The following is a 23055-nucleotide window of genomic DNA, read 5'->3' as shown; positions in this document are numbered from 1 at the left end:
GCGATCGATGTGCCGGACGCCCGCCGGCATGTCGGGCAGTTGGGGCCGGGCCGTCGGCCCGGCCTTCGTATCCAGCGGCGTATCCGTACCGGAGGCGAGGTGCCCGGGAGCGTGCCCGGGGCTGTGTCGAAAGCTCGGCGTACGCGTTGGCGCGGCACCATGGGTCCTGCATCGGCGGCACTCCACCGGATGACGCCGAAGAGGCATGCCGGTCGACCCGGCCCGGCCGACGAAGGAGTCCGGACGTGCCAGAACTGGAGATCATCGAGGCGCCGTCCGTGCTCGGGCTGCGGCCGTCCGGCGTCCAGGACCTGCCGACGGCTCTCCTCGACGCCGGTCTGCCGGCACACCTCGGGGCGCTACGGACGGACCGGGTCGAAGCGCCGGCGTACGACCCGACGCGGGACCCTGACACCGGCATCCTCAACTCCGTCGGTATCGCGCGGTACTCCGTCGGACTCGCCGACGCGGTCGGCGGTGTCCTCGACCGTGGCTGCTTTCCCGTGGTCCTCGGGGGCGACTGCAGCATCCTGCTCGGCAACCTCCTCGCCCTGCGACGCCGCGGTCGCTTCGGCTTGCTGTTCCTCGACGGCCACACCGACTTCTACCAACCGTCGGCGGAACCGGCCGGCGAGGCGGCGTCGATGGAACTCGCCCTGGCCACTGGCCGCGGCCCCCGGCTGCTCACCGACCTCGAAGGCCGCGGGCCCCTGCTCCGGGACGAGGATGTCGTCGCCTTCGGCTTCCGCGACTCCGCCGAGTCCACGCAGGCCGGGATGCAGCCCCTCCCGCCACAGCTGCACGCGATCGACCTCGACGGTGTGCGTGCGGCCGGTGCCGCTGAGGCAGCACGCGAGGCGGTCGGCCGACTCGCCGCCGGCGGAAGCGCCGGGTACTGGGTCCACCTCGACGTCGACGTCCTGGACGACGCGATCATGCCCGCCGTCGACTACCGCCTCCCCGGTGGGCTGACCTGGCAGGAGCTGGAGAGCGTGCTGCGGACGGCACTGGCCGACGAACGGGCCGTCGGCCTCGACGTCACCATCTTCAACCCCCGGCTCGACCCCGATGGGAGCATCGCGGCCCGCCTCACCGAGTGCCTGCGCCGAGGGCTGTCGGCGCGGCCCGACAGCAGCAGGTGAGCCGGTACCGGCCCGTCTCCAGCCTGGCGCCTGAGAGTTGACGATCGACTCCCGGTGCTGCGGTGCTGCGGTGCTGCGGTGCTGCGGTGCTGCGGTGCTGCGGGGCCCGGCAGCGGGCGCGGCAGGGATGGGGGCGTCACGCCATGGATCGCAGTTTCCGCGACAAGGCGAGTCCGGCCGAAAGAATCCAGGCTTGACCGGCCGGGAGGGGTGGCACTGTGAGGCCATGTACTTCACCGCTCACTTCCGTCGCGAGACCCGGGCGTTCGAGACCGCCGCCCGTGAGGCGACCCACTTCGACGACGCGCCGTTGGTCCCGTCCTGCCCCGGCTGGTCGATGTCCGACCTGATCGCGCACCTCGGCGGCGTACACCTGTATGTGAACCACATCCTCAGGGATCTGCTCCAGCAGCCGCCGGACCTCGCGGCCGTCTTCGCCGGCCTGCCCGCGGACCGTAAGGGCTGGCCGACGCCGGAAAGCACGCCACCGCACCGAGGACCGGTGCCGGAGAGCCTGATCGACGCCTACGCCAAGGGGGCCGCCACACTGGAGACCCACTTCAGGAACAGCCCTCCTGACGCGGCCGTGTGGACGTGGTCGCGCGAGCAGACCGTCGGCTTCTGGCTGCGGATGCAGACCATCGAGGCCGCGGTGCACCGTTGGGACGCCGAGGGCGCACTCGGAGTGCCCCAGCCGGTCGACACCGAGCTCGCGGAGTACGCCGTGCGTCAGAACTTCGAGGTCATGGCACCGGCACGACGCTCCAGGAAGCAGGCCCCGGCCGGAACGGGCGAGCGCTACCGCTTCCGCCGGACCGACGGCACGGGCCGGTGGACGGTGCACCTCGAAGGCGACGACGTACGGCTCGATGCCGACGACGACGGACCGTGCGACGTCGAGCTGTCCGGTACGGCGTCGGACCTGATGCTGTTCCTCTGGCACCGGATTCCCGCGGACCGCCTCGACGAGGTGACGGGGGACCAGGGCGTGCTCGACCGCTACTTCACCCTCGTGCCGCCCGAGTGACGGGTCTTCGTGGGAAGCCGAGGATCGTCCCCAGCCCCAGCCCTCGCCCCAGCCTGGCTGGGCCGTCTACGGCCGGATCCGAAAACACCGGCACGATGACTTTGCGCCGGGCCCGGAGTCCAGCATCTGAGGCGCCGGCGCCGCCGAAGTCCCTTCACGGGTTCGCATCACGGCCCGCACACCGGGGGCCGCCATGCCGTTAACCCACCGTTTGCTCAGGCGTCGGCCGCGAGTTGGTCCGCACGCCCACCGTGTTCCGGATCAGCGCCTTACGATGGCGCGCGTACCAGGGGGCGCAAAGGGCACTGGGGGAGGCTCGATGTCCGGCATACCGCATGACGACAGAGCGGCAACAGCCCGAACGGGGGGACCCCGGCGGTTGCGACGGCCGGCCGGAAGGCTGCCGCGAGGCGTGGAGCTCTACCGCCTCCTGCCCGAGGGAGGCATCGTCCTCGTCGACGGCGACGGCGCCCGCGAACTCGGGCCCGAACGGGACTTCCTCCGCTTCATCGACGACGGCCAGTTCGCCCACTACCTCGTCGGCGACGCCACCACCTCGCCCGAGCGGCCCTCCAACGCGACCGTCAAGTTCGGTGTCGTCGGCCCGCGCAGCGCCTTCACCCCGCACGCCCACGGCGGCGAGCACTTCGTCCTCAGCCTCGGCCATGCCTCGTGCGGGCTGTACGACGACGTCCGCGGCGAGGTCACCGACATTCCGCTCGTGCCCGGGACGATGATCCGCATCCCGGAGATGGTGCCCCACTCCTTCGCCAACCGGGGCACCACGCCGCTGACCATCCTCGCCGCCAACACCGGCTACGGCATCGACCATGAGGACTATGCGATCACCGCCCGGGAGGCGGAGCGCCGTTCGGCTGCCGCCGAGCGCGCCACCCGCGACGCGCCGCTGGGCACCCTCACACAGCCCGCCACCGACTACCGGGCGCTGGCCGTCGCGCTGCGCGACATCGAGAACGTCCAGAGTCTGCGGGGCACGGGCACCACGACCGTCCGGGAGCGACTGGCCGCCCGGCTGCGCCGGGTCGCGAGTGCACTGGAGGTCCCACGGTGATCTGCCCGCACTGTGAGAGCTCGCTGCTGCGCAAGGAGCGGACCGGCAACGTCTGCAGCAAGTGCCGGCGCCCCTACGCGCTGGACCCCAAGACCAACTCCCTGATGCTCAACGACCTGCGGGTGCGCCGGGTCCTGGCCAAACTGACCGACGAGGGACAGGTGCCCTGCACACCGGGGCAGTTGTGGTACGCGCTGTCCCGCAGGTCGTTGCGCGAGAGCCGGGCCGAACTCGGCTGCGCCGGCGCCGCGCTCGTCATCGGCCTCGTGCTCTGCATCATCGGGATCACCGGTCTGCCCGCGTTCGTGTTCGTCGGCGGCGCGCTGTTGGTCGTCGCCGTGGCCGTCGTGATCGCGCGTGCGCTGGGCGTCGGCCGAGGACGGCCCCGTATGCGCCGGGACGCCTTCCACGCCGACGTGATGCAGGAATGGCAGCGGATCTACGGCGGGCTGCCGCCCGGGATGGTCGATGACCACGCGTACCCGTCGCCCGCGCAGAACACGACCGGCGGCCCCGGCGGCGTGCTGCTGTGCCCGGACCGGTCCGTCGCCGTCTTCCTCGCCGCCGCCGGTGTGCCCCAGCGCTACGGCTTCACGCTCGCCCCGGACCTGCACGGACTGCACGGGCTGCCCGGCGTGTCCGGCCAGGGGCCCGTCATCGTGCTGCACGACGCGGGCGCACACGGCCTGCTGTTCGCCCGGTGGGTGCGCAAGGCCGTACAGGGACGGCCGGTCATCGATGCCGGGCTGCCGCTGCGTGCCGTCCGGGGCCTGCCGAACGCCGTGCCCTGCCGGGACCGCAAGCCGGACAAGGGCGTCATGGCCGAGCTCACGGCGACGGGAGATTTCACGCCCGAGGAACTGAAATGGCTGGCCGACGGCTGGACGTTCCCGCTCGTCGGCGTACCGCCCGCCCGGCTGCTGGCCGTCGTCACCCGCGTCGCCGAGCGCGTGACCACCGCCGCCGACCCGCAACGGCGGCGCGCCGCGTCCGTCGGCTTCCTCACATGGCCGCCGCCTCCCGGTGCGTCCCCGACGGCAGGCAGGACCACCCGGTGAACGCGCGACACGACCCGGCAGTCCGAACCGGCGCGGCCAACCGCCGACGGGGTGGCGGGCCCGCCGCCCGGCTGCTCGACCGGGCGATCACCGTCGCCGCCGCTCGCGCAGCCGCGCCCGACGGCATCCGCTTCACCGAACGCCAGCTGTACTACGAGACGTGCCGAGTGCTGCGGCCGACGCCGGCAGTGCTACGCCGGATCCCCCGTACCCCGGCCCCGCCGCTGCGGCTGCCCCGGTTCACGGAGGCGCTCGACGCCCGGGGCAGGGACGTACCGGGGCTGCTCCCGGATCTCCCCGAGCCCACCGCAGCCCCACCCGGGCCGGCCGACAGCCCGCGTCGTGCGTCCGAGCCCGACCTGTACGACTACGGGCTGCCCCGGCTGCTGTTCTGCCAGGACCGCTCCATCGCCCGGATGCTCCTGGCCAACCATGTACACCTGGAGGCGGCCTGCCCCGTGCTGGCAGCCGAGGACGATCTGCCGCCGGACCCGCGCCTCGTGGCCGCCCTGGCACGGGCCGAGGGTTCGGTCGTCCACGTTCTGCACGACGCGAGCCCGGCCGGGATCGCCCTGCCCGCCCGGGTACGGGCCGGGCTCGGGCCGGTCCCCGGGGTACGAGTCGTCTCGCTCGGCCTCGTACCCCGGCACGCCGCGGCGCTGCACCTGGTGGCCGGGCGCAGGTCCGTCCCGGTGCGGGCCCTCGGGCCGCTTCCCCGGGGGCTGCGCCCGCAGGAGGTCGAATGGCTGTCCGAGGGCCGGTTCACCCAGGTCGCCGCCGTACCTCCGGCCCAACTGCTGCGCACGGTGCTGCGGCTGACCCGCGGGCCACGGCCGTCCCGCACCTCCGTGTGGAGCGACCTGCGCGATCTACGGGGCACCGGCTTCATGACCTGGCCCGCCCCATGACCCGCCCTGGCGCACCGCCCCTCCCGGGGCACCCCGGACCCGAGGACCGCAGACCCGAGGCCCCCACATGCGAGGACCGCAGACGATGAACCGGCCCCACGAGATCGGCTACACCGACGAACTGCTCGCCGACGGCAGCGTCCACCGCGGCTACGAGGACGGCCGTCAGGAATGGCGGCGCCGCGGGACGGGCAACCTCGTGCACTGGCACGACAACCAGGGTTCCTCGGGCACCGACGAGCTGCTCGGGCAGCGGATCATCAAGCGCACGCTCGCCGACGGATCGGTGATCTACGGCCGGGACATCGGCTACGGCCGCACGCTGTGGGGGCGCGGTGAGACCGTCATGGTCAACCGGACCTCCTTCGGGGGCCGGATGGGCGCGATGCTCGTGGGACTCGGTGTGGCGGGTCTCGCCATCACCGCCGCCCAGCTCCCGCCGCTGCACCTGACGCCGGAGGAGGAAGAGGCGCTGCGCCAGCAGCAGGCCCAGAGCTCGGCGTCCGGCGGCGGGGACGGCGGCGGGGACGGCGGTGGCGACCCCGGTGAAGATCCCGGCGGCGATCCGGGTGGCGACCCCGTCGACGACCAGAACGACGCATGGGAAATGGCCTGGGAGGGCGACGACGGCGGATGGAGCGACGACGACTTCGGCTGACGGCAACCGCCGGACCGGCCCGGCACCGGCTGACCGGCCCACCGATGCCTGCTGCCGTCCACCGCGGCACACCGAAACCGACCACGCCACTAGGAAGGAGCCGCCATGGCGCGCTTCTGCGCCTGCCTGGCGCCCGCCCCCGGGCAGGCCCGTGCCCACCTCGCCGCGATGGGCGCCGCGCCGGGCGAAGGGCCCGACGGCGGGGCACCCGCCCTCGGCCTGGTCGAGGACGAACCCGGCCACGCCGACGGCCCGTTCGACGCCCACGGGCTGACGGCCGTCGGCGAGGTCACCCTGCACAACCGGTCCGAACTGATCGCCGCCCTCACCGCCGACGCCGGCGCCGAGGCGCCCGTGCCGCCCGACTGCCCCGACGGCGAGCTGCTGCTGCGCTGCTGGGCACGGCTCGGTGAGCGCGGAGTGGCCCTGGCCGAGGGGATGTTCGCGCTCGCCGTCCTGGACGGACCCGACCTCGTGCTGATCCGCGACCACGTCGGCGCCCGTACGCTCTTCTACGCCCGCGCCGACGGCTGCTGGGCCGCCTCGACCTCCCTGCGGGCGCTGCGCCGATGGCCCGCCCTCGGCACCGGGCTGAACCTGGCTGCTGTCCGCTCGTTCCTGACCTTCGCCTATCTGCCGGGCGAGGAGACGTTGCTGCGGGGGGTGAGCGAGGTGCTGCCGGGACGGGTGCTGCGGCTCGCGGCGGACGGCACCATGACCGAGCAGGTCCACTGGGAGCCCCAGGAACGTACCGACGCCCCGGTGCCCGACGACCCCACGGGTCATGTTCTCGCCCTGCGCGCCCTGTTGGAGGACGCCACTGCGCGACGGCTCCCCGAGGCAGAGGCCGTCGCAGTGCTGCTGTCCGGGGGGATCGACAGCTCGCTGGTGACCGCCCTCGCCGCCAAGCTTCACGCCCACCCCGTGCACACATACTCCATCAGCTTCGGCAGCGAACTCCCCAACGAACTGGGCTACTCCGGCCTCGTCGCCGCGCACTGCCACACCCGGCACCGCGTGCTGACCGTCTCCGGCAACGCCGTCGCCGCGCGGCTCGCCGAGGCGGCGGCGCTGCTCGACAGTCCCGTCGGCGACCCCCTGACGGTGCCCAATCTGATGCTCGCCGAGGCGGTGGCGGGCGACGGGCTGCGGGTCGCGCTCAACGGGGAGGGCGGCGACCCGGTGTTCGGCGGGCCGAAGAACCTCCCGATGCTGGTGCACGAGATGCACCACGGCTCATCCGGTGCGGCCGAGGACCGCGCCACCGCGTATCTGCGGTCGTACCGCAAATGCTGGACCGACCTGCCCTGGCTGCTGACCTCGGACGCGCTCCACGCGCTGGCCGACGCGCCGCGCCCGCAGCGGTTCGTCGAGCCGTACCTGGCCGGGCCGGAGCGGATGACGCACCTGCTCAATCAGTTGTTGCACTGCAATCTGCGGACCAAGGGCGCGCACCACATCCTCACCAAGGTCGAGCGCCTGACCGCCTCCCAGGGCATCCAGGGCCGCGCCCCGCTGTTCGACCGGCAGGTGGTGGACCACGCCTTCGCCACCCCGCCCGCCGTCAAGCTCCGCGGCACGGCCGAGAAATGGGTGCTCAAGGAGGCCGTACGGGACCTGCTGCCCGCCACCGTCGTGGACCGGCCCAAGAGCGGAATGCGGGTCCCGGTGCAGCAGTGGCTGAGCGGCCCGCTGCGCGACCTGGGCGGCGACCTGCTGCTCGGGCGGGCCGCGCGGGAGCGAGGGCTGTTCCGCCCCGACACCGTGGGCACCTGGATGCGCGGTGAGGGCACGCTGCTGCCCCGGCAGGGCGGCAAGTTGTGGCTCGTACTCACCCTTGAGCTGTGGCTCAGGGCGTACGGACTGTAGAGCGCACCGGCACAAGGAGGCCATCACCACCATGAACACCGTGCTCGTCGACCCTCGGACCGGCCGTGTACGCGGCACTCTCCCCGCGGCACGGGAGGACGAGGCATGCGCGGCCGTCGCCGCCGCGCGTGCCGCCGGGCCGGGCTGGCGCGGGCTCGTCCCCAAGGACCGGTCCCGGCGGCTGGACCGGCTGGCCGGGCTGGTCGAGGAGCACGCCGCCGAGTACGTGGCCCGGGAGCGGGCCGGGACCGGGAAACCCGGGGCCGAGGCTGCGGGCGAGATCGAGCAGGTCGCGGACCTGTTCCGGTTCTACGCATCGGCTGCCCGCGCCCAGTCGGCCCCGGCGGCGGGGCGGCTCGTCGCGGGGCACGAGAGCTGGGTGCGCTGGGAGCCCATCGGGGTCGTCGGGGTCGTCGTCCCCTGGAACTACCCGCTGCTGATGGCCGCGTGGCGCTGCGCGCCCGCACTGGCCGCCGGCAACACGGTGGTGGCCAAACCGGCCGAGTCCACGCCCGACTCGCTCTCGCTGCTCGCCGAGCACGCCGCGGAAGCGCTCGGACCGGCGGTCCTGCAGACGCTGCCCGGGGACCGGCACACCGGCAGACTGCTGGTCGCGGACGACGTCGACATGGTGGCCTTCACGGGCAGTGGGCACGCCGGGGCCGATGTGGCGGCTCGTGCCGGGGCCCGCCGGGTCAGCCTCGAACTCGGTGGCAACGCCCCCGCGATCGTGCTGCCCGACGCTCCGGCGGACACCTGGACGGAGCTGGCCCGCGCGAGTACCTACAACGCCGGGCAGAGCTGCGCCGCGCCCGCCCGGGTGATCACGCTGCGCGAGAACTACGAGACGGTCGTCGGCCGGCTGACCGAAGCGATGACCCGACGTCTGGCGGGCCGGGACTTCGGCCCGCTCAACAACGCCGACCAGGCCGCCCGTTACGACCGGATCGTCAGGGCTTCGCAGGCCAAGCGGAACACCGCCGCGGAGATCGCCCCGGGACCCGGCGAGGAGGACGGGTTCTGGCGCGCCGCCCGGGTCCTGGCCGATCTCCCCGACGACGATCCCGCGGTGGTGGAGGAGGTCTTCGGCCCGCTGCTGACCGTCCAGCGGGCGGACGACCTGGACGCGGCGATCGCTCTGGCCAACGGCGTCCCCCAGGCACTCGCGGCGAGCGTGTGGACGCGGGACCTCGGCGCGGGCCTCGGCCTGGCCGGCCGGCTGAACGCGGGGGAGGCGTGGCTGAACTGCCATCTCGTGCAGACCGCGGAACTCCCGCACGGCGGCCGGGGCGCGTCGGGCACCGGCACGGACCTGAGCGCCCTGGCACTGCACGAGTACCAGCGCCCCAAGACGATCACGGCCCGGCTCGCGGACGGCTCCGGAGCCTGACCGTTCACCGGTGCGGCAGGCTCGTGGGCCGGCTCATCGGGGAGCGAGTACGGAGCGGAACTCCTCGGCGGTGGTCATCAGGGCGTCCCCCGTGAAGCGGAGCGAGGTCAGGGAGCGTTCGGCGGCTTCCGTGTCGCCGCCCGCGCAGGCGTCCGTGACGACAACGGGGACGTAGCCCAGGTCCGCCGCATGGCGGACGGTGGGCTCGATGCCGATTTCCATGGCGACGCCGATGACGGCGACCGTGGTGATTCCGCAGTCGCGCAGCACGATGTCGAGCCAGGTGCCCTCGAACGCCGACATGGTGATCTTGTCGACCACGGCCTCACGGTCGGTGGGCTGCAATTCGGGGATGATCTGCGTCTGCGCGGAACCCGGCGGGAAGGGGGAGACCACGTCGGCTGCTCGCTCGGCCCGCTGCCAGGCGCGCCACATACGCAATTGGGAGGCGCCCATCAGCTCAGTGGGAAGCGTCACGTGGCGCAGGAAGAAGGTGCGGACTCCGGCGGCCCGGGCGGCCCCGACCACCTCGACCGCCCGGCGCACGACACGGTCACGCTCGCCGATCTGCTCCAGGATGCCGGTCTGCATGTCGTAGACCAGCAGCGCCGTGCGTCGCGGGTCGCACGCCTCCTCCAGCGAACGCGGAACGGCAAGCCCAAATCGTTCATCCATGGGCGTGACGCTACCCCCGCGCACTGCGCCGCGAATCCATTGCGCGCGCAGCGACGTGGGGGCGCGTCGGCTGACGGTGGGCCACCCGGAAGGGCCTTTCGGGCCACGACAGCGCGCTCAGCCGACGGCGGCGCCGAACCACTTGGGCAGCCGGCGGACCAGATCCTGCTGATCCTCACCGACCCACGCCACGTGGCCGTCCGGCCGCAGCAGCACCGCGGGCACGTCCAGTTCCTCGCTGACGTCGACGACGTGGTCGACCCGATCCGCCCAGCCCGCCACCGAGAGCCGGCCGGTCTGGTCGAGCAGCAGTCCGCGGCCGCCGTGCATCAGATCGTAGAGGCGACCCTCCTTCAGCTTCACGTCCCGCAGCCGCCGGCCGAGCAGTTCGTGGCCCTCGCCGAAGTCGTAGCGGACCCCGACCGCGGTGATCATCTCGGTCACGTACCGGTTCACCTCCTCGAAGTCCATCAGCTTCGAGAACAGCTCCCGCAGCGCGGTCGGGCCCGGATCGGTCCCCAGCAGCGTGATCTGCGCGCGGGTGTTCTCCAGTACGCGGGCGCCCACCGGGTGCCGTTCGGCGTGGTAGCTGTCCAGCAGTTCCTCCGGCGCCCAGCCGTTGACCGCGCCGGCCAGCTTCCAGCCGAGGTTGAACGCGTCCTGCACGCCGAGGTTGAGCCCCTGCCCGCCGGTCGGCGGGTGGATGTGCGCCGCGTCGCCGGCCAGCAGCACCCGGCCGACCCGGTAGCGCTCGGCCTGCCGGGTGGCGTCGCCGAACCGGGAGAGCCAGCGCGGCGAGTGCGCGCCGAAGTCGGTGCCCGCGAAGGCCCGTAGCTGCTGCTTGAACTCCTCGAGGGTCGGCGCGGTCGTACGGTCCTCGGCCACTCCGTCGGCAGGCACGACAACGCGGCACACCCCGTCCTCGTCGGGGGTGACACCGAACCGCAGTTGGGTCTTGCGGACTTCCTCGACGACGGCGGCAATGGTCGCAGGATCCTCGGTCACCTCCATTTCACCCAGCAGCGTCTCGACCTTGGCGGGCTCGCCGGGGAAACCGACGCCGAGCAGTTTGCGCACCGCACTGCGGCCGCCGTCGCACCCGACGAGGTAGCGCGAGCGCAGGTGTGTGCCGTCCGCCAGCTCGACGGTCACCCCGGCCCCGTCCTCGTCCTGGCGCAGCCCGACCACTTCGCAGCCACGCCTGATGTCGGTACCGAGTTCGACGGCGCGCTCGTTGAGCAGCCGCTCGGTGACCGGTTGCGGGGTGGCGAGGCCGAACGGGTGCGCCGTGTCCAGCCGGTCCGGCCACGGCTTGGCGATGCCACCGAACAGTCCGCCGACCTGGAACTTCTCGCTGACCGCGAGGAACCGGTCCAGCAGACCGCGCTGGTCCATCATCTCGACGCTGCGCGCGTGCAGGCCCTGCCCGCGGGACTGCTCGGTCGGCTCGGCCAACTTCTCGAGCACGACCACGTGCACTCCGGCCAGCCGCAACTCGCCGGCCAGCATCAAGCCGGTCGGTCCGCCGCCGACCACGATCACGTCAATCATCAGAACGCCCATTCAACGAGATTGGATTCCGGCCGGCTGCTCCGCGCAGTCCGGCGGCGCGCACACTCGCGAGACCCGTACTTCGGCAAAAGCACGGGTACTTCGCGAATCCTTGATTCTGCAGGTTCTGGCTTCGGGCGGAGATTCTGCGGCATGAACCGGGTCTTGCCGCAAGCCCCCCGGTGCGCTATACGTTGAGAGTGGCAAGGAGTGGGTGACCTCCTTGCCTTTGCGCTTTGTCGTCCGCTCTGGGTCGTCCGCTCTGGGTCGTCCGATCGCGACCGGGCGTTCGCGGTGCTGCGCCGTGCTCAACGCCTGAGGAGCCTGTTCACGCCCACGGCACGTCTTCCGGATCTTGCCGGGATGTCCAGAAGTCCGGCCCTGGGGGCTCGAAGTTTCCCGTGGGTTGGCCGGACGTGCATTGATCGCATGGGGTGCACCTGCGAGCGTGGAGCGAAACATGCCGAGCGGACGTCGAGCGGACGGCCGGCGGACATGGTCCGACTGCGAGGGGGCTGGTCGAGGGTGCAAGGCGAGCACTGGATCTACGCACTGCTCGTGCTGGTCACCGTGGTACCGATGGTGCCGAACTCGGCTCTGGTGGCGGGCGCGGGCGCGCTGGCCGCCGTGGGGACCCTCAGCCTCCCGCTCCTGCTGGTGATTCTGCTGGCCAGCACGCTCCTCGGCGATCTCTGCGTCTTCTGGGCCGCGTGCCGCTCACGCCCATGGGCGCTGCGCTGTCTCACGCGGACCACGGGACGGCGGACGATGCTGGAGACGGTCTCCGGGCAATTCAGGCAGTACGGCGTGCCGGCGGTGATCGCGGTGCGGTTCCTGCCCGGAGGGCGGGCGCTGGGCGGGCTGACCGCGGGCATCATCGGATTCCCGTTCCGGCGGTTCCTGCTGGGCGCGACCGTCGCCGAGGCGGTGTTCGTCTTCTCCACCGTCGGACTCGGATACCTCGGCGGCCGGTTCACCACACACCCGCTGGCCCCCCTGCTCATCGGTCCCTGCGTGTCACTCCTGGTCGCCGGCATGGCGCTGGTGGCCCAGCAGACCGGCCGGAGCAGGCGCGGCGCCTGGTCATGAGTCGCGCCGTCGGTGCCTCCGGCGCCGTCCGGATCCGGCCCCGGATCGCGTCTCCCGTGTGATCCCACGCATAGGAGCCACGTCACGTCCTAAGGGCGGTAGTAGTCGGCCCGGCCAGTTGGCAAAGTGCAGAAATGTCCCTTTTTAAGATCGTTCTGGGCATTTCTATGTAGCTGGTTAGTACGTCACATCTTTGCGCCCACCGTCAGACGCCGCTAACCATGGCTGTCGTCCGGGGAGCACGAGCCGGCCCGGCGGGTCCCACTCGCATCGGCCGTGCTGCTCACGCCGAACCGAACCTCGGTCGGCCTCCCCATGTAGTCCACCATTGGAGAACGCATGACCGTCTACGCCCAGACCAGCACCAGCCGCATCGCCCGACTCCGCAAGCTCTCCGTCGCAGGCATCGCCACCGCGGGTGCCGCGGCAGCGGCTCTCACGCTGGCTCCCTCGCCCGCCCACGCCGCCGAGCCGGCTTCGGTGAGCGTCGCGGCGGCGAAGGCGGAGACGGCCAAGCAGGCCAAGAAGACGTACGCCGACAACCTCGACGGCTGGATCAAGGAGTCTTTGGACATCATGAAGTCCGAGGGCATCCCCGGCACCTACGAGGGCCTCCACCGCAACATCATGCGCGAGTCCAGCGGTAACCCGAACGCTCAGAACAACTGGGACATCAACGCGCAGAACGGCACGCCCTCCAAGGGTCTGCTCCAGGTCATCCAGCCGACCTTCGACGCCTACCACGTCAAGGGCACCAAGCACGACCTGACCGACCCGGTCGCCAACATCACCGCGGCCGCCAACTACGCCGCCGACCGGTACGGCTCCATCGACAACGTCGACTCGGCCTACTGATCCTCCGGCGGACGACGGCCGCGGCCGCGAGGCTACGGGTGAAGCACGACCTTCGTGTAGCCCTCGATCCTCTTGTCGAACTTGTCGTATGCCGACGGTGCCTGGGCCAGCGGGAGTTCGTGCGAGACGACGAAACTCGGCTTGGCCCGACCCTCGATGATCATGTCGCGCAGGTACCGGTTGTAGCGCTTCACGTTGCACTGACCGGTACCCATCTTCAGGCCCTTCTCGAAGAGCTTTCCGATCGAGACGAGCAGCATGCCGTGCTTGGCCTGCTCGTCAGGGCCTCCCGGGTCGGCCGGTACGTAGAGGCCGGGTACGCCGAGCATTCCGGTGGCCCGGACCGTGCCGACGAGCGAGTTCAGGACGGTTGCCGGTTCCTCCCGGTCCGTTCCGTGCGCCATCGCCTGGTAGCCGACGGCGTCCACACCCTTGTCCGTGCCGACGCCCTTGGTCTGTTCCTTGATCTGTTCCACGGGGTCACCCTCGGCGAAGTTGACCGGCACCGCGCCGATCTCCCGGGCCTTCTCCAGCCGCTCGGGGACCCGGTCCACGACAAACACCTTGCTCGCGCCGCGTAGCAGGGCCGAGTAGGCGGCCATGAGCCCGACCGGCCCGCCGCCGTACACCGCGACACTCTCGCCCGGACGGACCTGGGCGAGTTCACAGCCGTGGTATCCGGTGGGGAAGATGTCGGCGAGCAGCATGAAGTCGCTCTCGTGCTCCTTTCCCGGCGGCAGCTTCAGGCAGTTGAAGTCGGCGTAGGGAACGCGAAGGTACTCCGCCTGGCCGCCCGTCCACGGGCCCATGGCGACATAGCCGTAAGCGCCGCCAGCAAATCCCGGATTGACGGTCTGACAGAATCCGGTGAATCCCTCGACGCAGTTGGTGCAGAATCCGCAGGCGACATTGAAGGGCATGACCACGCGGTCGCCCTCCTTGAGCGCGGTGACGCCCTGGCCCAGTTCCTCGATGACTCCCATGTTCTCGTGGCCGAAGACTATGCCGGGCTCCGCCGCCGTACGGCCTTCGTACATGTGCAGGTCGGACCCGCAGATCGCCGTGGAGGTGATCCGTACGATCACGTCGTTCGGGTGCTGGATCGTGGGCTTGTCGACGTCTTCGACTGCGACGGTGAACGGTCCCTTGTACATGACGGCCTTCATTGCTGCCTCCTCCGCTCGGTAATGCACCGGCGCTCGGTAATGCACCGGCGATTTGCCTGGCCGTTCTCTTGCGTGACCTAACTCTCATGATTCTCCGCCCTGAAAGATGGGACAAGCCGGTAATCTCAGGAGGAATAAGCACCCTGGTGAGGTGTATCCCGCCCCGGTATCGCACCGAGAAATGGAAGGGAGGGCGACACGTGGCAGCACATCGGCTCGGGACCCTGCTCGTCCCTGTGCTCGGCCTGTCCGGCACCACGTACCACCCCGGAACCACGGTGACTGTCCGTGGCCGCGGCGCGACCGTCGATGCCTTTGTCGACGGCGACTGGCTGCCCCTGTCGTGGTGGGAGTTCTCCGACGGCCTCCGCGAGGACATCGCCGACCGCTGACCCCGCGACCCGCTGACCGCTGAGCCGCGCCCCATCGCCCTCGCGGCAGCAGCGCCCCGATGCGACGGTGAAGGAGTAATCACTCCCAGCGGTCGGAGAAGGCGGTGGGGTCGATGGAAGCGCCACTGGTCGTAGGAATCGACGGTTCTGAGTCCAGCTTCGAAGCGGTGGACTGGGCCGTGGACGAGGCGGCGCTCCACGGGCTTCCGCTGCGGCTTGTGTACGCGTCCAGGTGGGAGCGGTACGAGGGCGCCACCGTGGCAGACAGTCCCGACCGTCCGTCGGAGCAGGTTCTCATCGACGCGCTCGTCGCCGACGCCGTCGAACGCGCCCACCGCCGCAACCCCGACGTCGAGACCGGCACCGATGTTCTCGCCGAGGACACCGTGACCGCGCTCGTGAACGAGAGCCACCACGCCGCGATGCTGGTCACCGGATCGCGTGGCCGCGGCGCACTCGCAGGCCTGCTCCTGGGATCGGTGTCACTGGGTGTGGCGGCGCGCGCACACTGCCCGGTGGTCGTGGTGCGCGGGGACAAGGCAGGACGGGAAGGCACTCACCGGCGCATCCTGCTCGGAGTGGGCGACGAGAGTGAAGGAACGGGCGCCGCCCCGTTCGCCTGCCGCGAGGCCGCAGCGCGGGGATGTGAACTCGACGCGGTCCGGGCCTGGCACCGTCCGGTGCACGAGACCGTCGACCACGCGGAGCCGGTCGACGAACCCGGCATGTACTACAGGGAAAGAGCGGCCACCCTGATCGACGCGGCGGTCGCCGAGGGCCTGAAGGAACACCCCGAACTCACCCTGATCCGCTCCACCGTCGAAGGACCGGCTCACAAGGTACTGGTGCGGCGCAGTGCCGCGGCGGACCTGATCGTCGTCGGTGCGCGGCAAAGACACGGCCACTTCGGACTCCAGCTCGGCAGAGTGGTGCACGCGGTGCTCCACCACAGTGAGTGCCCCGTCGCCGTGGTGCCGGAGAGGCGATCCGACTCCGGACGGAACGGGACCGCTGCCGCAACGGAGACACCGCCGGAACCGGGACCGCCGCCACCCATCGGGTGACCTGGCCGTTCATTCGGGGCACGCGCAGGAGATCCGGACCTCCGCCGGTGGTAGGGCATCCGTGGAGCGAGTCCCGCAACGGAGCGCGGCTCGCTGCCTACGGAGGAATTCATGATCCAGTTCAAGCGTCGCACCCGGCCGGCGCCGAGCCGTGAGGAGCTCCAGGAGCTGGACGCCCACTGGCGCGCGGCGAACTACCTCTCCGCGGGCCAGATCTATCTGATGAGCAACGGGCTCCTGAAGGAGCCGCTGCGGCCGGAGCACGTCAAGCCGCGGCTGCTGGGGCACTGGGGCACCTCGCCCGGACTCAATCTGGTCCACACGCATCTCAACCGTGTCATCAAGGCGCGCGAACTGTCGGCCCTGTGTATCTGGGGTCCCGGCCACGGCGGTCCCGCCGTGCTGGCCAACTCCTGGCTGGAGGGCAGTTACAGCGAGATCTACCCGGACGTCAGCCGGGACGAGGCCGGCCTGGACCGGCTCTTCCGGCAGTTCTCGTTCCCCGGCGGGGTGCCGAGCCATGTCGCACCGGAGACCCCCGGCTCCATCCATGAGGGCGGTGAACTGGGCTATGCCCTGGCCCATGCCTACGGCGCCGCCCTGGACAACCCCGAGCTGCTGGTCGCCTGCGTCATCGGCGACGGCGAGGCGGAGACAGGCCCGCTGGCGGCCTCCTGGCACTCGAACAAGCTCCTCGACCCCGTCCACGACGGCGCGGTGCTCCCGGTCCTCCACCTGAACGGATACAAGATCGCCAACCCGGCGGTGCTGGCCCGGCTCCCGCAGGCAGAACTCGACGATCTGCTGCGCGGCTACGGTCATGAGCCCCTGCACGTCGTCGGCGACAAGCCGATGGAGGTGCACGTGGCCATGGCCGCGGCCATGGACGAGGCACTGGACCGCATCGCCGGCATCCAGAAGTCCGCCCGTACCGGCAGGGCGGGCGAGCGGCCCCGCTGGCCGGTGATCGTCCTGCGCACCCCGAAGGGCTGGACCGGCCCGGCCGAGGTCGACGGCGAACCGGTCGAGGGCACATGGCGCGCTCATCAGGTGCCGCTCGCCGCAGTCCGCGACAACCCCGCGCATCTGGCCCAGCTGGAGCGATGGCTGCGGTCGTACCGTCCGGAAGAGCTGTTCGACGAGGCGGGCCGGCCGCGGCCGCAGGTGCTCGCCTGCGTCCCGGACGGAGATCGCAGGCTCGGCGCGACCCCGCACGCCAACGGCGGCCTGCTCGTGCGCGACCTGCCCGTCGCGCCGCTGGAGCGCTTCGCCGTGCCGGTCGCCAAGCCCGGAGCGGACCTGCACGAACCCACCCGGGTGCTGGGCGACCTCGTTGCGCAGCTGATGCGGGACTCCGCAGACCGCCGGGACTTCCGGCTGGTCGGACCGGACGAGACCGCGTCCAACCGCCTGGAGGCGGTCTTCGACGTCACCGGAAAGGCCTGGCAGGCCGAGGTCGCCCCCACCGACGAGAACCTGACGCACGACGGCCGTGTCATGGAGATCCTCTCCGAGCACTGCTGCCAGGGCTGGCTCGAGGGCTATCTCCTCACCGGACGGCACGGACTGTTCTCGTGCTACGAGGCCTTCGCCCACATCGTCGACTCGATGGTCAACCAGCACATCAAATGGCTCAGGACCGCACGGCAACTGCCCTGGCGCGCCCCCGTAGCCTCCCTCAACTACCTGCTGACCTCCCACGTCTGGCGCCAGGACCACAACGGCTTCTCCCACCAGGACCCCGGCTTCGTCGACCACGTCCTCAACAAGAGCCCCGAAGTGGTCCGCGTCTATCTGCCCCCGGACGCCAACACCCTGCTGTCCGTCGCCGACCATGCGCTGCGCAGCCGCGACTACGTGAACGTGATCGTCGCCGGGAAGCAGCCCTGCTTCGACTGGCTCGCCCTGGACGAGGCGCGCGTCCACTGCGCCCGCGGCGCCGGAGCCTGGGAATGGGCCGGCACCGAAACGGGGGAGCGAGCGCCCGACGTGGTGCTGGCCTGCGCGGGGGACGTACCGACGCAGGAGGTCATCGCCGCTGCCGGCCTGTTGCGTCAGCACATCCCGGATCTCGCGGTCCGGGTCGTCAACGTCGTCGACATGACCCGGCTGATGCCGCAGGAGGCGCATCCGCACGGGATGGCGGACTTCGAGTACGACTCCCTCTTCACCCGCGACAAGCCCGTGATCTTCGCGTACCACGGCTACCCCTGGCTGGTGCACCGCCTCACCTACCGCCGCGCGGGGCACCCGAATCTGCACGTCCGCGGCTACAAGGAGCGGGGGACGACCACGACACCGTTCGACATGGTCGTCCGCAACGACCTGGACCGCTATCGCCTGGTCATGGACGTCATCGACCGCGTGCCCGGACTGGGGGTCCGGACGGTCGCCGTGCGCCAGGCGATGGCCGACGCCCGTACCCGGCACCATGCGTGGATCCGTGAGCACGGTGTCGACATGCCGGAGGTCACCGACTGGACCTGGAACGGCTGAGACCTCCGGCAGGTCGACACCGGCTCACGGATCGCCGCGAGGAGTGAACAGCACGGCGCGATGGCGCGTATTGACAGTGGGGCCCTGACTTCCGGGGCCCCGTACAGCTGGTGACACTGTGTCAGTAGTCAGTACGACCTTGGGGCCGCGGATGAGGCACGCACGACGCAACCTTCAGCGGATCGCCCGGCTGGCGGCCGTCGGCGGGCTGGTCTGGGGCTCGCTGATGGTCTCCGACGCCATGGCGGGCGAACCGGCCGCACCGGTGACGCGAGCGGGCGGCATCCCGCCGGCCGGCGATCCGGCCGGGACTCTCGTCTCGCGGCTCGGCGAGTCCCGTACCGCAGGCAGTTGGACGGGGGCGGACGGCCGTCCGGTGGTCGCGGTGACCGACAGGGGAGCGGCAGCGGAGGTCGAGCGGGCCGGAGCGGAAGCCAAAGTCGTGCGCCACAGCATGGACCAGCTCCGCTCGGCCACCGAGGCCCTGCGCTCGGCGCCACTCGTGACCGGGACCGCGTGGGCGGTGGACTACGCGTCCAACGAGGTCGTGGTGCACGCCGACAGAACTGTCTCCGCCACCGACTGGTCACGCATGTCCGACCTCGCCGAGAGCATCGGCGGATTCGTACGCATGGAGCGGACCCAAGGCGCCTTCACCACCAGGCTGAACGGGGGTGCCTCGATGCTCGCCGGCAACATCCGCTGCACCGCGGGCTTCAACGTGACCGACGGCCGGGACACCTTCATCCTGACCGCCGGGCACTGCGGCCCCGTCGGCACCGACTGGTTCGGGGACCGTGAGCAGGGTGAGCAGATCGGCACCACCGTTGCCTCCAGCTTCCCGGGCGACGACTTCTCTCTTGTGCGGTACGCGAACGGCGCATCCCCCGAGCGCCCCGACATCGTGGAAATCGGCGAGGGGCGAGGAGTACGGATCACCGGCGCGGCCGATCCCGTCGTCGGACAGGAGGTCTTCCGCAGCGGCAGCACGACGGGGTTCCGCTCCGGACGGGTGACCGCGTTGAACGCCACGGTGAACTACCCCGAAGGAACGGTCACCGGTCTGATAGAGACCACGGTCTGCGCGGAACCCGGAGACAGCGGGGGCCCGCTGTTCGCGCAGGGGCTGGCGCTCGGTGTCACCTCGGGGGGCAACGGGGACTGCACGACCGGAGGCGTCACGTACTTCCAGCCGGCGACCAAGGCGATGGCGGCGCTCCGGATGAGCCCGGCAGCCGGACCGGGCGCTGCCGGCGCCGACAGTGACGGCGCGGGCGGCCAGGTGCCGGGCTCCCCGACGGATCCGTCCTCGTCGGCCGCCGGAGCCGTGCCACCGGGAACGCCGGGAGCCGCCGCACCGCCGGGAGCGGCCGTGTCGCCGGGCGGCGTGAGCGGACCGGGGATCGTCACCGATATCGCCGCCGGTCTCGGACCTCTCGGCGCTGTCGGTCCAGGGCTCGGGGTCATCGGCGCGAGTCTGGTCCTGCTGGTCCTCAGCCGCTGGATCCAGTCGGCCCAGGGCCGCAGGGACTACCGCAACGCCTACGCCCAGACCTGGGCCTGAACCCGGAAGGAGCCCTTTACCGGGGCGGGCTCCCCAACCGGGAGACGGACGGGCAGGATCAGAAACCGTCAATGAGAGTTGGTTCTTCACGATCAGCCCGGCCGTCCCCCCGATTCGATGCGCGTGGTGGTCGCCATCGACGACGGTGCCGCACCGCCGACGGCGCCCAGGACCCACGCCATGGGGGCCATTGCCACCCGTTGGGCAGCCTCGTGTTTCCGAGCAGGCAGCTGTCGAGGAGATTCGTCACGTCGAATCCCTCTGGAACCCTTGGCACTTGGCTGGGCATGTAACCAACCTAAAACCTCACGCTGACGTCAGAGGCAAGCGGTGGCCGCGGCCTTCGCGCCTGCTGCGGACGAAGAGCGGCGTGCTACGGGGCGGACCGCAGGGGCTGGGCCCGAGGGAATTCCAGGTGACCGGTGCCCTTTGGTCTCTCTACGCTCGGCGCCATGGACCCCATGGATCTGCTCAACGTCGTCGATGTCGAGGCGACCTGCTGGGAGGGACAGCCGCCGCCCGGATCGGTCAGCGAGATCATCGAGATCGGGCTGGCCGTGGTCGACCTGCGGGCGGGCGAGCGTATCGCCCGGCATCGCATTCTCGTACGGCCCGTACGGTCCACGGTCGGCGCGTTCTGCACCGAGCTGACAGGCCTCACCCAGGCCGAGGTGGACACGGGCGGCGAATTCGCCGAGGCCTGCCGGATCCTGGCCGCCGAGCACGGTGCCGGGGTGCGCCCGTGGGCCAGTTGGGGCGACTACGACCGCAATCAGTTCACCCGCCAGTGCCGGGCGACCGGAACCCCGTACCCCTTCGGCCGTCGGCACACCAACGTCAAGGCCGCCTTCACCGAAGCCCACCGCCTGCGCAAGCGCCCCGGCATGGCCCAGGCCCTCCGGATCGCCGGCCTCCCGCTGGAGGGCCGTCACCACAGCGGTGAGGACGACGCCTGGAACATCGCGGCACTGGTGCTGTCGCTGGAGGACCGGGGCGGCGGGTCGGCGTAGCCGGACGCGGTCGTCGGCCCCCGGCCACCTTCCGGTGGCCGGGCCCTACGCTCACCCCGAGCTCCGGCACGGATGGCCGGGCCGGTCGTTCCGCGATCCGGACGCCGGTTCCGGCTTGCGGTTTCCGTTGCGTCAACTCCTACGGTCTTCTGTGTGGCCGGAGAGACCGGCCCGGCGATGGGAGGCAGGGCAATGGCCTGGTCGATCGCGGATGTGGCCCGGATGTCCGGGGTGACGTCCCGGACACTGCGGCATTACGACGAGATCGGCCTGCTGCCGCCGGCATGGATCGGGAGCAACGGGCACCGCCACTACGAGGAGGCCGATCTGCTGCGGCTGCAGCAGATCCTGCTGATGCGGGAGCTGGACGTGGGGCTGCGCGAGATCCGGGCGGTCCTGGACAGCCAGGCCGATCAGGTGGCCGTGCTCCGCGAGCACCACCAACGGCTGCTGGCGGAACGGGACCGGCTGGAGACGCTCGCCCGCACGGTCGGCCGCACCATCGCCGAACTGGAGGAAGGCAAGGACAACAACGACATGGCAAAGATCAACAGGCCGGAGAACCTGTTCGAGGGCTTCGAGCCCTCCAACTCCGGGTCCGAGGCCGAGGTACGGGAGCGGTGGCCGGAGGCGTGGGAGCAGACCCGGCAGGTCGTCGACAGGATGACGACCGAGGACACGGAGCGGTGGCAGCGTGAGGTGACGGCGCAGATGATCCGCATCGCGGAGTTCATGGTGGCCGGCACACCGGTGGCCGATCCTGCGGTGCAGGCCGAGATGGACGCCCACTACCAGGGCGTGTGCCGGTTCTGGACCCCGAACGCGGCCGCGTACAAGGGACTGGGCCAGACCTACGCCGACGACCCGGAGTTCCGTACGAACTACGCCAAGATCGCCGACGGGCTGGCCGACTACCTGCGTGACGCGATGGTGGTCTACGCCGATGCCCGGCTGAGCTGACCGACGGCTCACACTGCCGGGGGGCTGCAGACCCCCGGCGGTGCAAGCAACTCTCTCCGCGCTCAGAACACCCGACCCACCGGACCACCGGCGTCTGTTGCACATCCAGGCACTTCACGCAGGAAAGCCCCGGGCAGTACACCCCCGACTCCGGTGTCGTGCCTCCCAGATCCTGCAAACTACGGGGAACTTGCGGCTTCGGCGCGAGTGAAGGCACAGAACGAAGGGGAGCGCGCGTGACGCGGCACATCGAGTTCGAGCGGCTGCACAACTTCCGCGACCTGGGCGGATACCGGTCCGCCGACGGACGCACCGTCGCCTGGGGCAGGCTGTACCGGGCCGACTCCCTGGGCAAGCTGCAGGGCGCGGACTGGGACCGGTACCTGGAGCTGGGCATCCGCACCGTCGTCGACCTGCGCTACCCGTGGGAGATCGAGGCCAAGGGCAAGGTGCCCGAGGCCGAGCGGTTCACCTACGCCAACTTCAGCATCGAGCACCGGCCCTACGACCAGGCCGGGATCGACCCCGCTGTCGACCCCTGGCGATTCCTGGCCGACCGGTTCGCCGAGGTGACCGAGGACGGCTTCGCCGAGATCCGGCAGGCCATCGAGCTGATCGCCGAGGACGAGGGGCCGCTGGTGTTCCACTGCACCTCCGGCAAGGACCGCACCGGGCTGATCGCCGCGCTCGTCCTGACCCTGCTGGACGTCTCCGAGGAACAGATCCTCGCCGACTTCGCGCTCACCGAACTGGCCACCGAGCGCCTCGCCGCCGACTGGCGCGCGGCCAACCCGGACCGGGTCCTGAAGTGGCCAAGCTACGGCCGGGCACCGGCCGAGATCATGGAGCTGGTCTTCGCCGGCCTGTCGGCCCGTTACGGATCCGTGCACGGCTACCTCAAGGACCGGGTCGGCATCACGGACGACGTCGTCACCCGGCTGCGGGCCCGGCTGCTGACCGGCGGGAACGTCTGACGCATGCCGGCACGAACTTGACGGCGCGCGAGGCCCGGGACTGCGTCGTGACAGCCCCCGACGACTGGACCGTCATCTCCAACTCGTCCCGGCAGACCGTGCAGGAGACCGGGACGGACGACAACGTCGGCCGCT

Annotated in this window: 20 protein-coding genes; 17 read left to right on the top strand and 3 right to left on the bottom strand. The window is 71.1% G+C overall.

Annotated features, from left to right (window positions below; translation table 11 throughout):
* Nucleotides 1–245: 245 nt before the first annotated feature.
* The 8 genes from ACZ6ZQ_RS07465 (at nucleotide 246) to ACZ6ZQ_RS07430 (ending at nucleotide 9124) form a co-directional block, all read left to right on the top strand.
* Nucleotides 246–1142, top strand: a complete 897-nt coding sequence (locus tag ACZ6ZQ_RS07465) for an arginase family protein (protein WP_469767609.1) — start codon at nucleotides 246–248, stop codon at nucleotides 1140–1142.
* Between the two features lie 226 nt (nucleotides 1143–1368).
* Nucleotides 1369–2169 (top strand): maleylpyruvate isomerase family mycothiol-dependent enzyme, encoded by an 801-nt coding sequence (locus ACZ6ZQ_RS07460; protein ID WP_469767608.1) that lies wholly within the window; start codon nucleotides 1369–1371, stop codon nucleotides 2167–2169.
* A gap of 412 nt (nucleotides 2170–2581) precedes the next feature.
* Entirely contained in the window at nucleotides 2582–3241 is a 660-nt protein-coding gene (locus ACZ6ZQ_RS07455; RefSeq protein WP_469767607.1) for a cupin domain-containing protein, read from the top strand.
* Nucleotides 3238–4299: a hypothetical protein gene (locus tag ACZ6ZQ_RS07450; protein ID WP_469767606.1), complete on the top strand. Its 1062-nt coding sequence runs from the start codon at nucleotides 3238–3240 to the stop codon at nucleotides 4297–4299. Before ACZ6ZQ_RS07455 ends, ACZ6ZQ_RS07450 begins: the two co-directional genes overlap by 4 nt.
* A complete protein-coding gene (locus tag ACZ6ZQ_RS07445) occupies nucleotides 4296–5207 on the top strand; it encodes a hypothetical protein (RefSeq protein ID WP_469767605.1) in 912 nt (303 codons plus the stop codon). The genes ACZ6ZQ_RS07450 and ACZ6ZQ_RS07445 overlap by 4 nt, the downstream gene beginning before the upstream one ends.
* Nucleotides 5208–5292: 85 nt before the next feature.
* On the top strand, nucleotides 5293–5865 hold the full coding sequence (locus ACZ6ZQ_RS07440) for a hypothetical protein (protein WP_469767604.1): 573 nt from the start codon (nucleotides 5293–5295) through the stop codon (nucleotides 5863–5865).
* 105 nt (nucleotides 5866–5970) lie between these two features.
* Nucleotides 5971–7734 (top strand): asparagine synthetase B family protein, encoded by a 1764-nt coding sequence (locus ACZ6ZQ_RS07435; protein ID WP_469767603.1) that lies wholly within the window; start codon nucleotides 5971–5973, stop codon nucleotides 7732–7734.
* Between the two features lie 31 nt (nucleotides 7735–7765).
* Nucleotides 7766–9124: an aldehyde dehydrogenase family protein gene (locus tag ACZ6ZQ_RS07430; RefSeq protein WP_469767602.1), complete on the top strand. Its 1359-nt coding sequence runs from the start codon at nucleotides 7766–7768 to the stop codon at nucleotides 9122–9124.
* 33 nt (nucleotides 9125–9157) lie between these two features.
* Here ACZ6ZQ_RS07430 and ACZ6ZQ_RS07425 read toward each other — a convergent pair whose 3' ends face one another.
* A complete protein-coding gene (locus tag ACZ6ZQ_RS07425) occupies nucleotides 9158–9799 on the bottom strand; it encodes a cysteine hydrolase family protein (protein ID WP_469767601.1) in 642 nt (213 codons plus the stop codon).
* A gap of 117 nt (nucleotides 9800–9916) precedes the next feature.
* Nucleotides 9917–11350: a rifampin monooxygenase gene (gene rox, locus ACZ6ZQ_RS07420; RefSeq protein WP_469767660.1), complete on the bottom strand. Its 1434-nt coding sequence runs from the start codon at nucleotides 11348–11350 to the stop codon at nucleotides 9917–9919.
* Between the two features lie 525 nt (nucleotides 11351–11875).
* Between rox and ACZ6ZQ_RS07415 the strand changes: the two genes are divergently transcribed.
* Nucleotides 11876–12439, top strand: coding sequence for a DedA family protein (locus tag ACZ6ZQ_RS07415; protein WP_469767600.1), 564 nt, complete (start codon nucleotides 11876–11878; stop codon nucleotides 12437–12439).
* A 339-nt stretch (nucleotides 12440–12778) separates the two neighbouring features.
* Nucleotides 12779–13294: a transglycosylase SLT domain-containing protein gene (locus ACZ6ZQ_RS07410; protein ID WP_469767599.1), complete on the top strand. Its 516-nt coding sequence runs from the start codon at nucleotides 12779–12781 to the stop codon at nucleotides 13292–13294.
* Between the two features lie 32 nt (nucleotides 13295–13326).
* Here ACZ6ZQ_RS07410 and ACZ6ZQ_RS07405 read toward each other — a convergent pair whose 3' ends face one another.
* The gene (locus ACZ6ZQ_RS07405; protein ID WP_469767598.1) at nucleotides 13327–14460 is read right to left on the bottom strand and encodes a glutathione-independent formaldehyde dehydrogenase; all 1134 of its coding nucleotides are present in this window, start codon (nucleotides 14458–14460) and stop codon (nucleotides 13327–13329) included.
* Between the two features lie 200 nt (nucleotides 14461–14660).
* Between ACZ6ZQ_RS07405 and ACZ6ZQ_RS07400 the strand changes: the two genes are divergently transcribed.
* From ACZ6ZQ_RS07400 to ACZ6ZQ_RS07370, 7 genes are all read left to right on the top strand, one after another.
* Nucleotides 14661–14852: a hypothetical protein gene (locus ACZ6ZQ_RS07400; RefSeq protein WP_453658348.1), complete on the top strand. Its 192-nt coding sequence runs from the start codon at nucleotides 14661–14663 to the stop codon at nucleotides 14850–14852.
* A 113-nt stretch (nucleotides 14853–14965) separates the two neighbouring features.
* A complete protein-coding gene (locus ACZ6ZQ_RS07395; protein ID WP_469767597.1) occupies nucleotides 14966–15916 on the top strand; it encodes a universal stress protein in 951 nt (316 codons plus the stop codon).
* 111 nt (nucleotides 15917–16027) lie between these two features.
* A complete protein-coding gene (locus ACZ6ZQ_RS07390; RefSeq protein WP_469767596.1) occupies nucleotides 16028–18412 on the top strand; it encodes a phosphoketolase family protein in 2385 nt (794 codons plus the stop codon).
* Between the two features lie 151 nt (nucleotides 18413–18563).
* Nucleotides 18564–19976 carry a S1 family peptidase gene (locus tag ACZ6ZQ_RS07385; protein ID WP_469767595.1) on the top strand — a complete coding sequence of 471 codons (1413 nt, stop codon included), beginning with the start codon at nucleotides 18564–18566 and terminating at the stop codon, nucleotides 19974–19976.
* Nucleotides 19977–20428: 452 nt separating this feature from the next.
* Nucleotides 20429–20986 carry a 3'-5' exonuclease gene (locus ACZ6ZQ_RS07380; RefSeq protein WP_469767594.1) on the top strand — a complete coding sequence of 186 codons (558 nt, stop codon included), beginning with the start codon at nucleotides 20429–20431 and terminating at the stop codon, nucleotides 20984–20986.
* A 192-nt stretch (nucleotides 20987–21178) separates the two neighbouring features.
* The gene (locus tag ACZ6ZQ_RS07375; protein WP_469767659.1) at nucleotides 21179–21946 is read left to right on the top strand and encodes a MerR family transcriptional regulator; all 768 of its coding nucleotides are present in this window, start codon (nucleotides 21179–21181) and stop codon (nucleotides 21944–21946) included.
* Between the two features lie 236 nt (nucleotides 21947–22182).
* Nucleotides 22183–22920, top strand: coding sequence for a tyrosine-protein phosphatase (locus ACZ6ZQ_RS07370; RefSeq protein WP_469767593.1), 738 nt, complete (start codon nucleotides 22183–22185; stop codon nucleotides 22918–22920).
* Nucleotides 22921–23055 lie beyond the last annotated feature (135 nt).

The organism is Streptomyces sp. NPDC053673, assembly GCF_055585225.1.
Note: the sequence above shows the minus strand (reverse complement) of the source record. Positions and strands in the feature narration are given on the sequence as shown.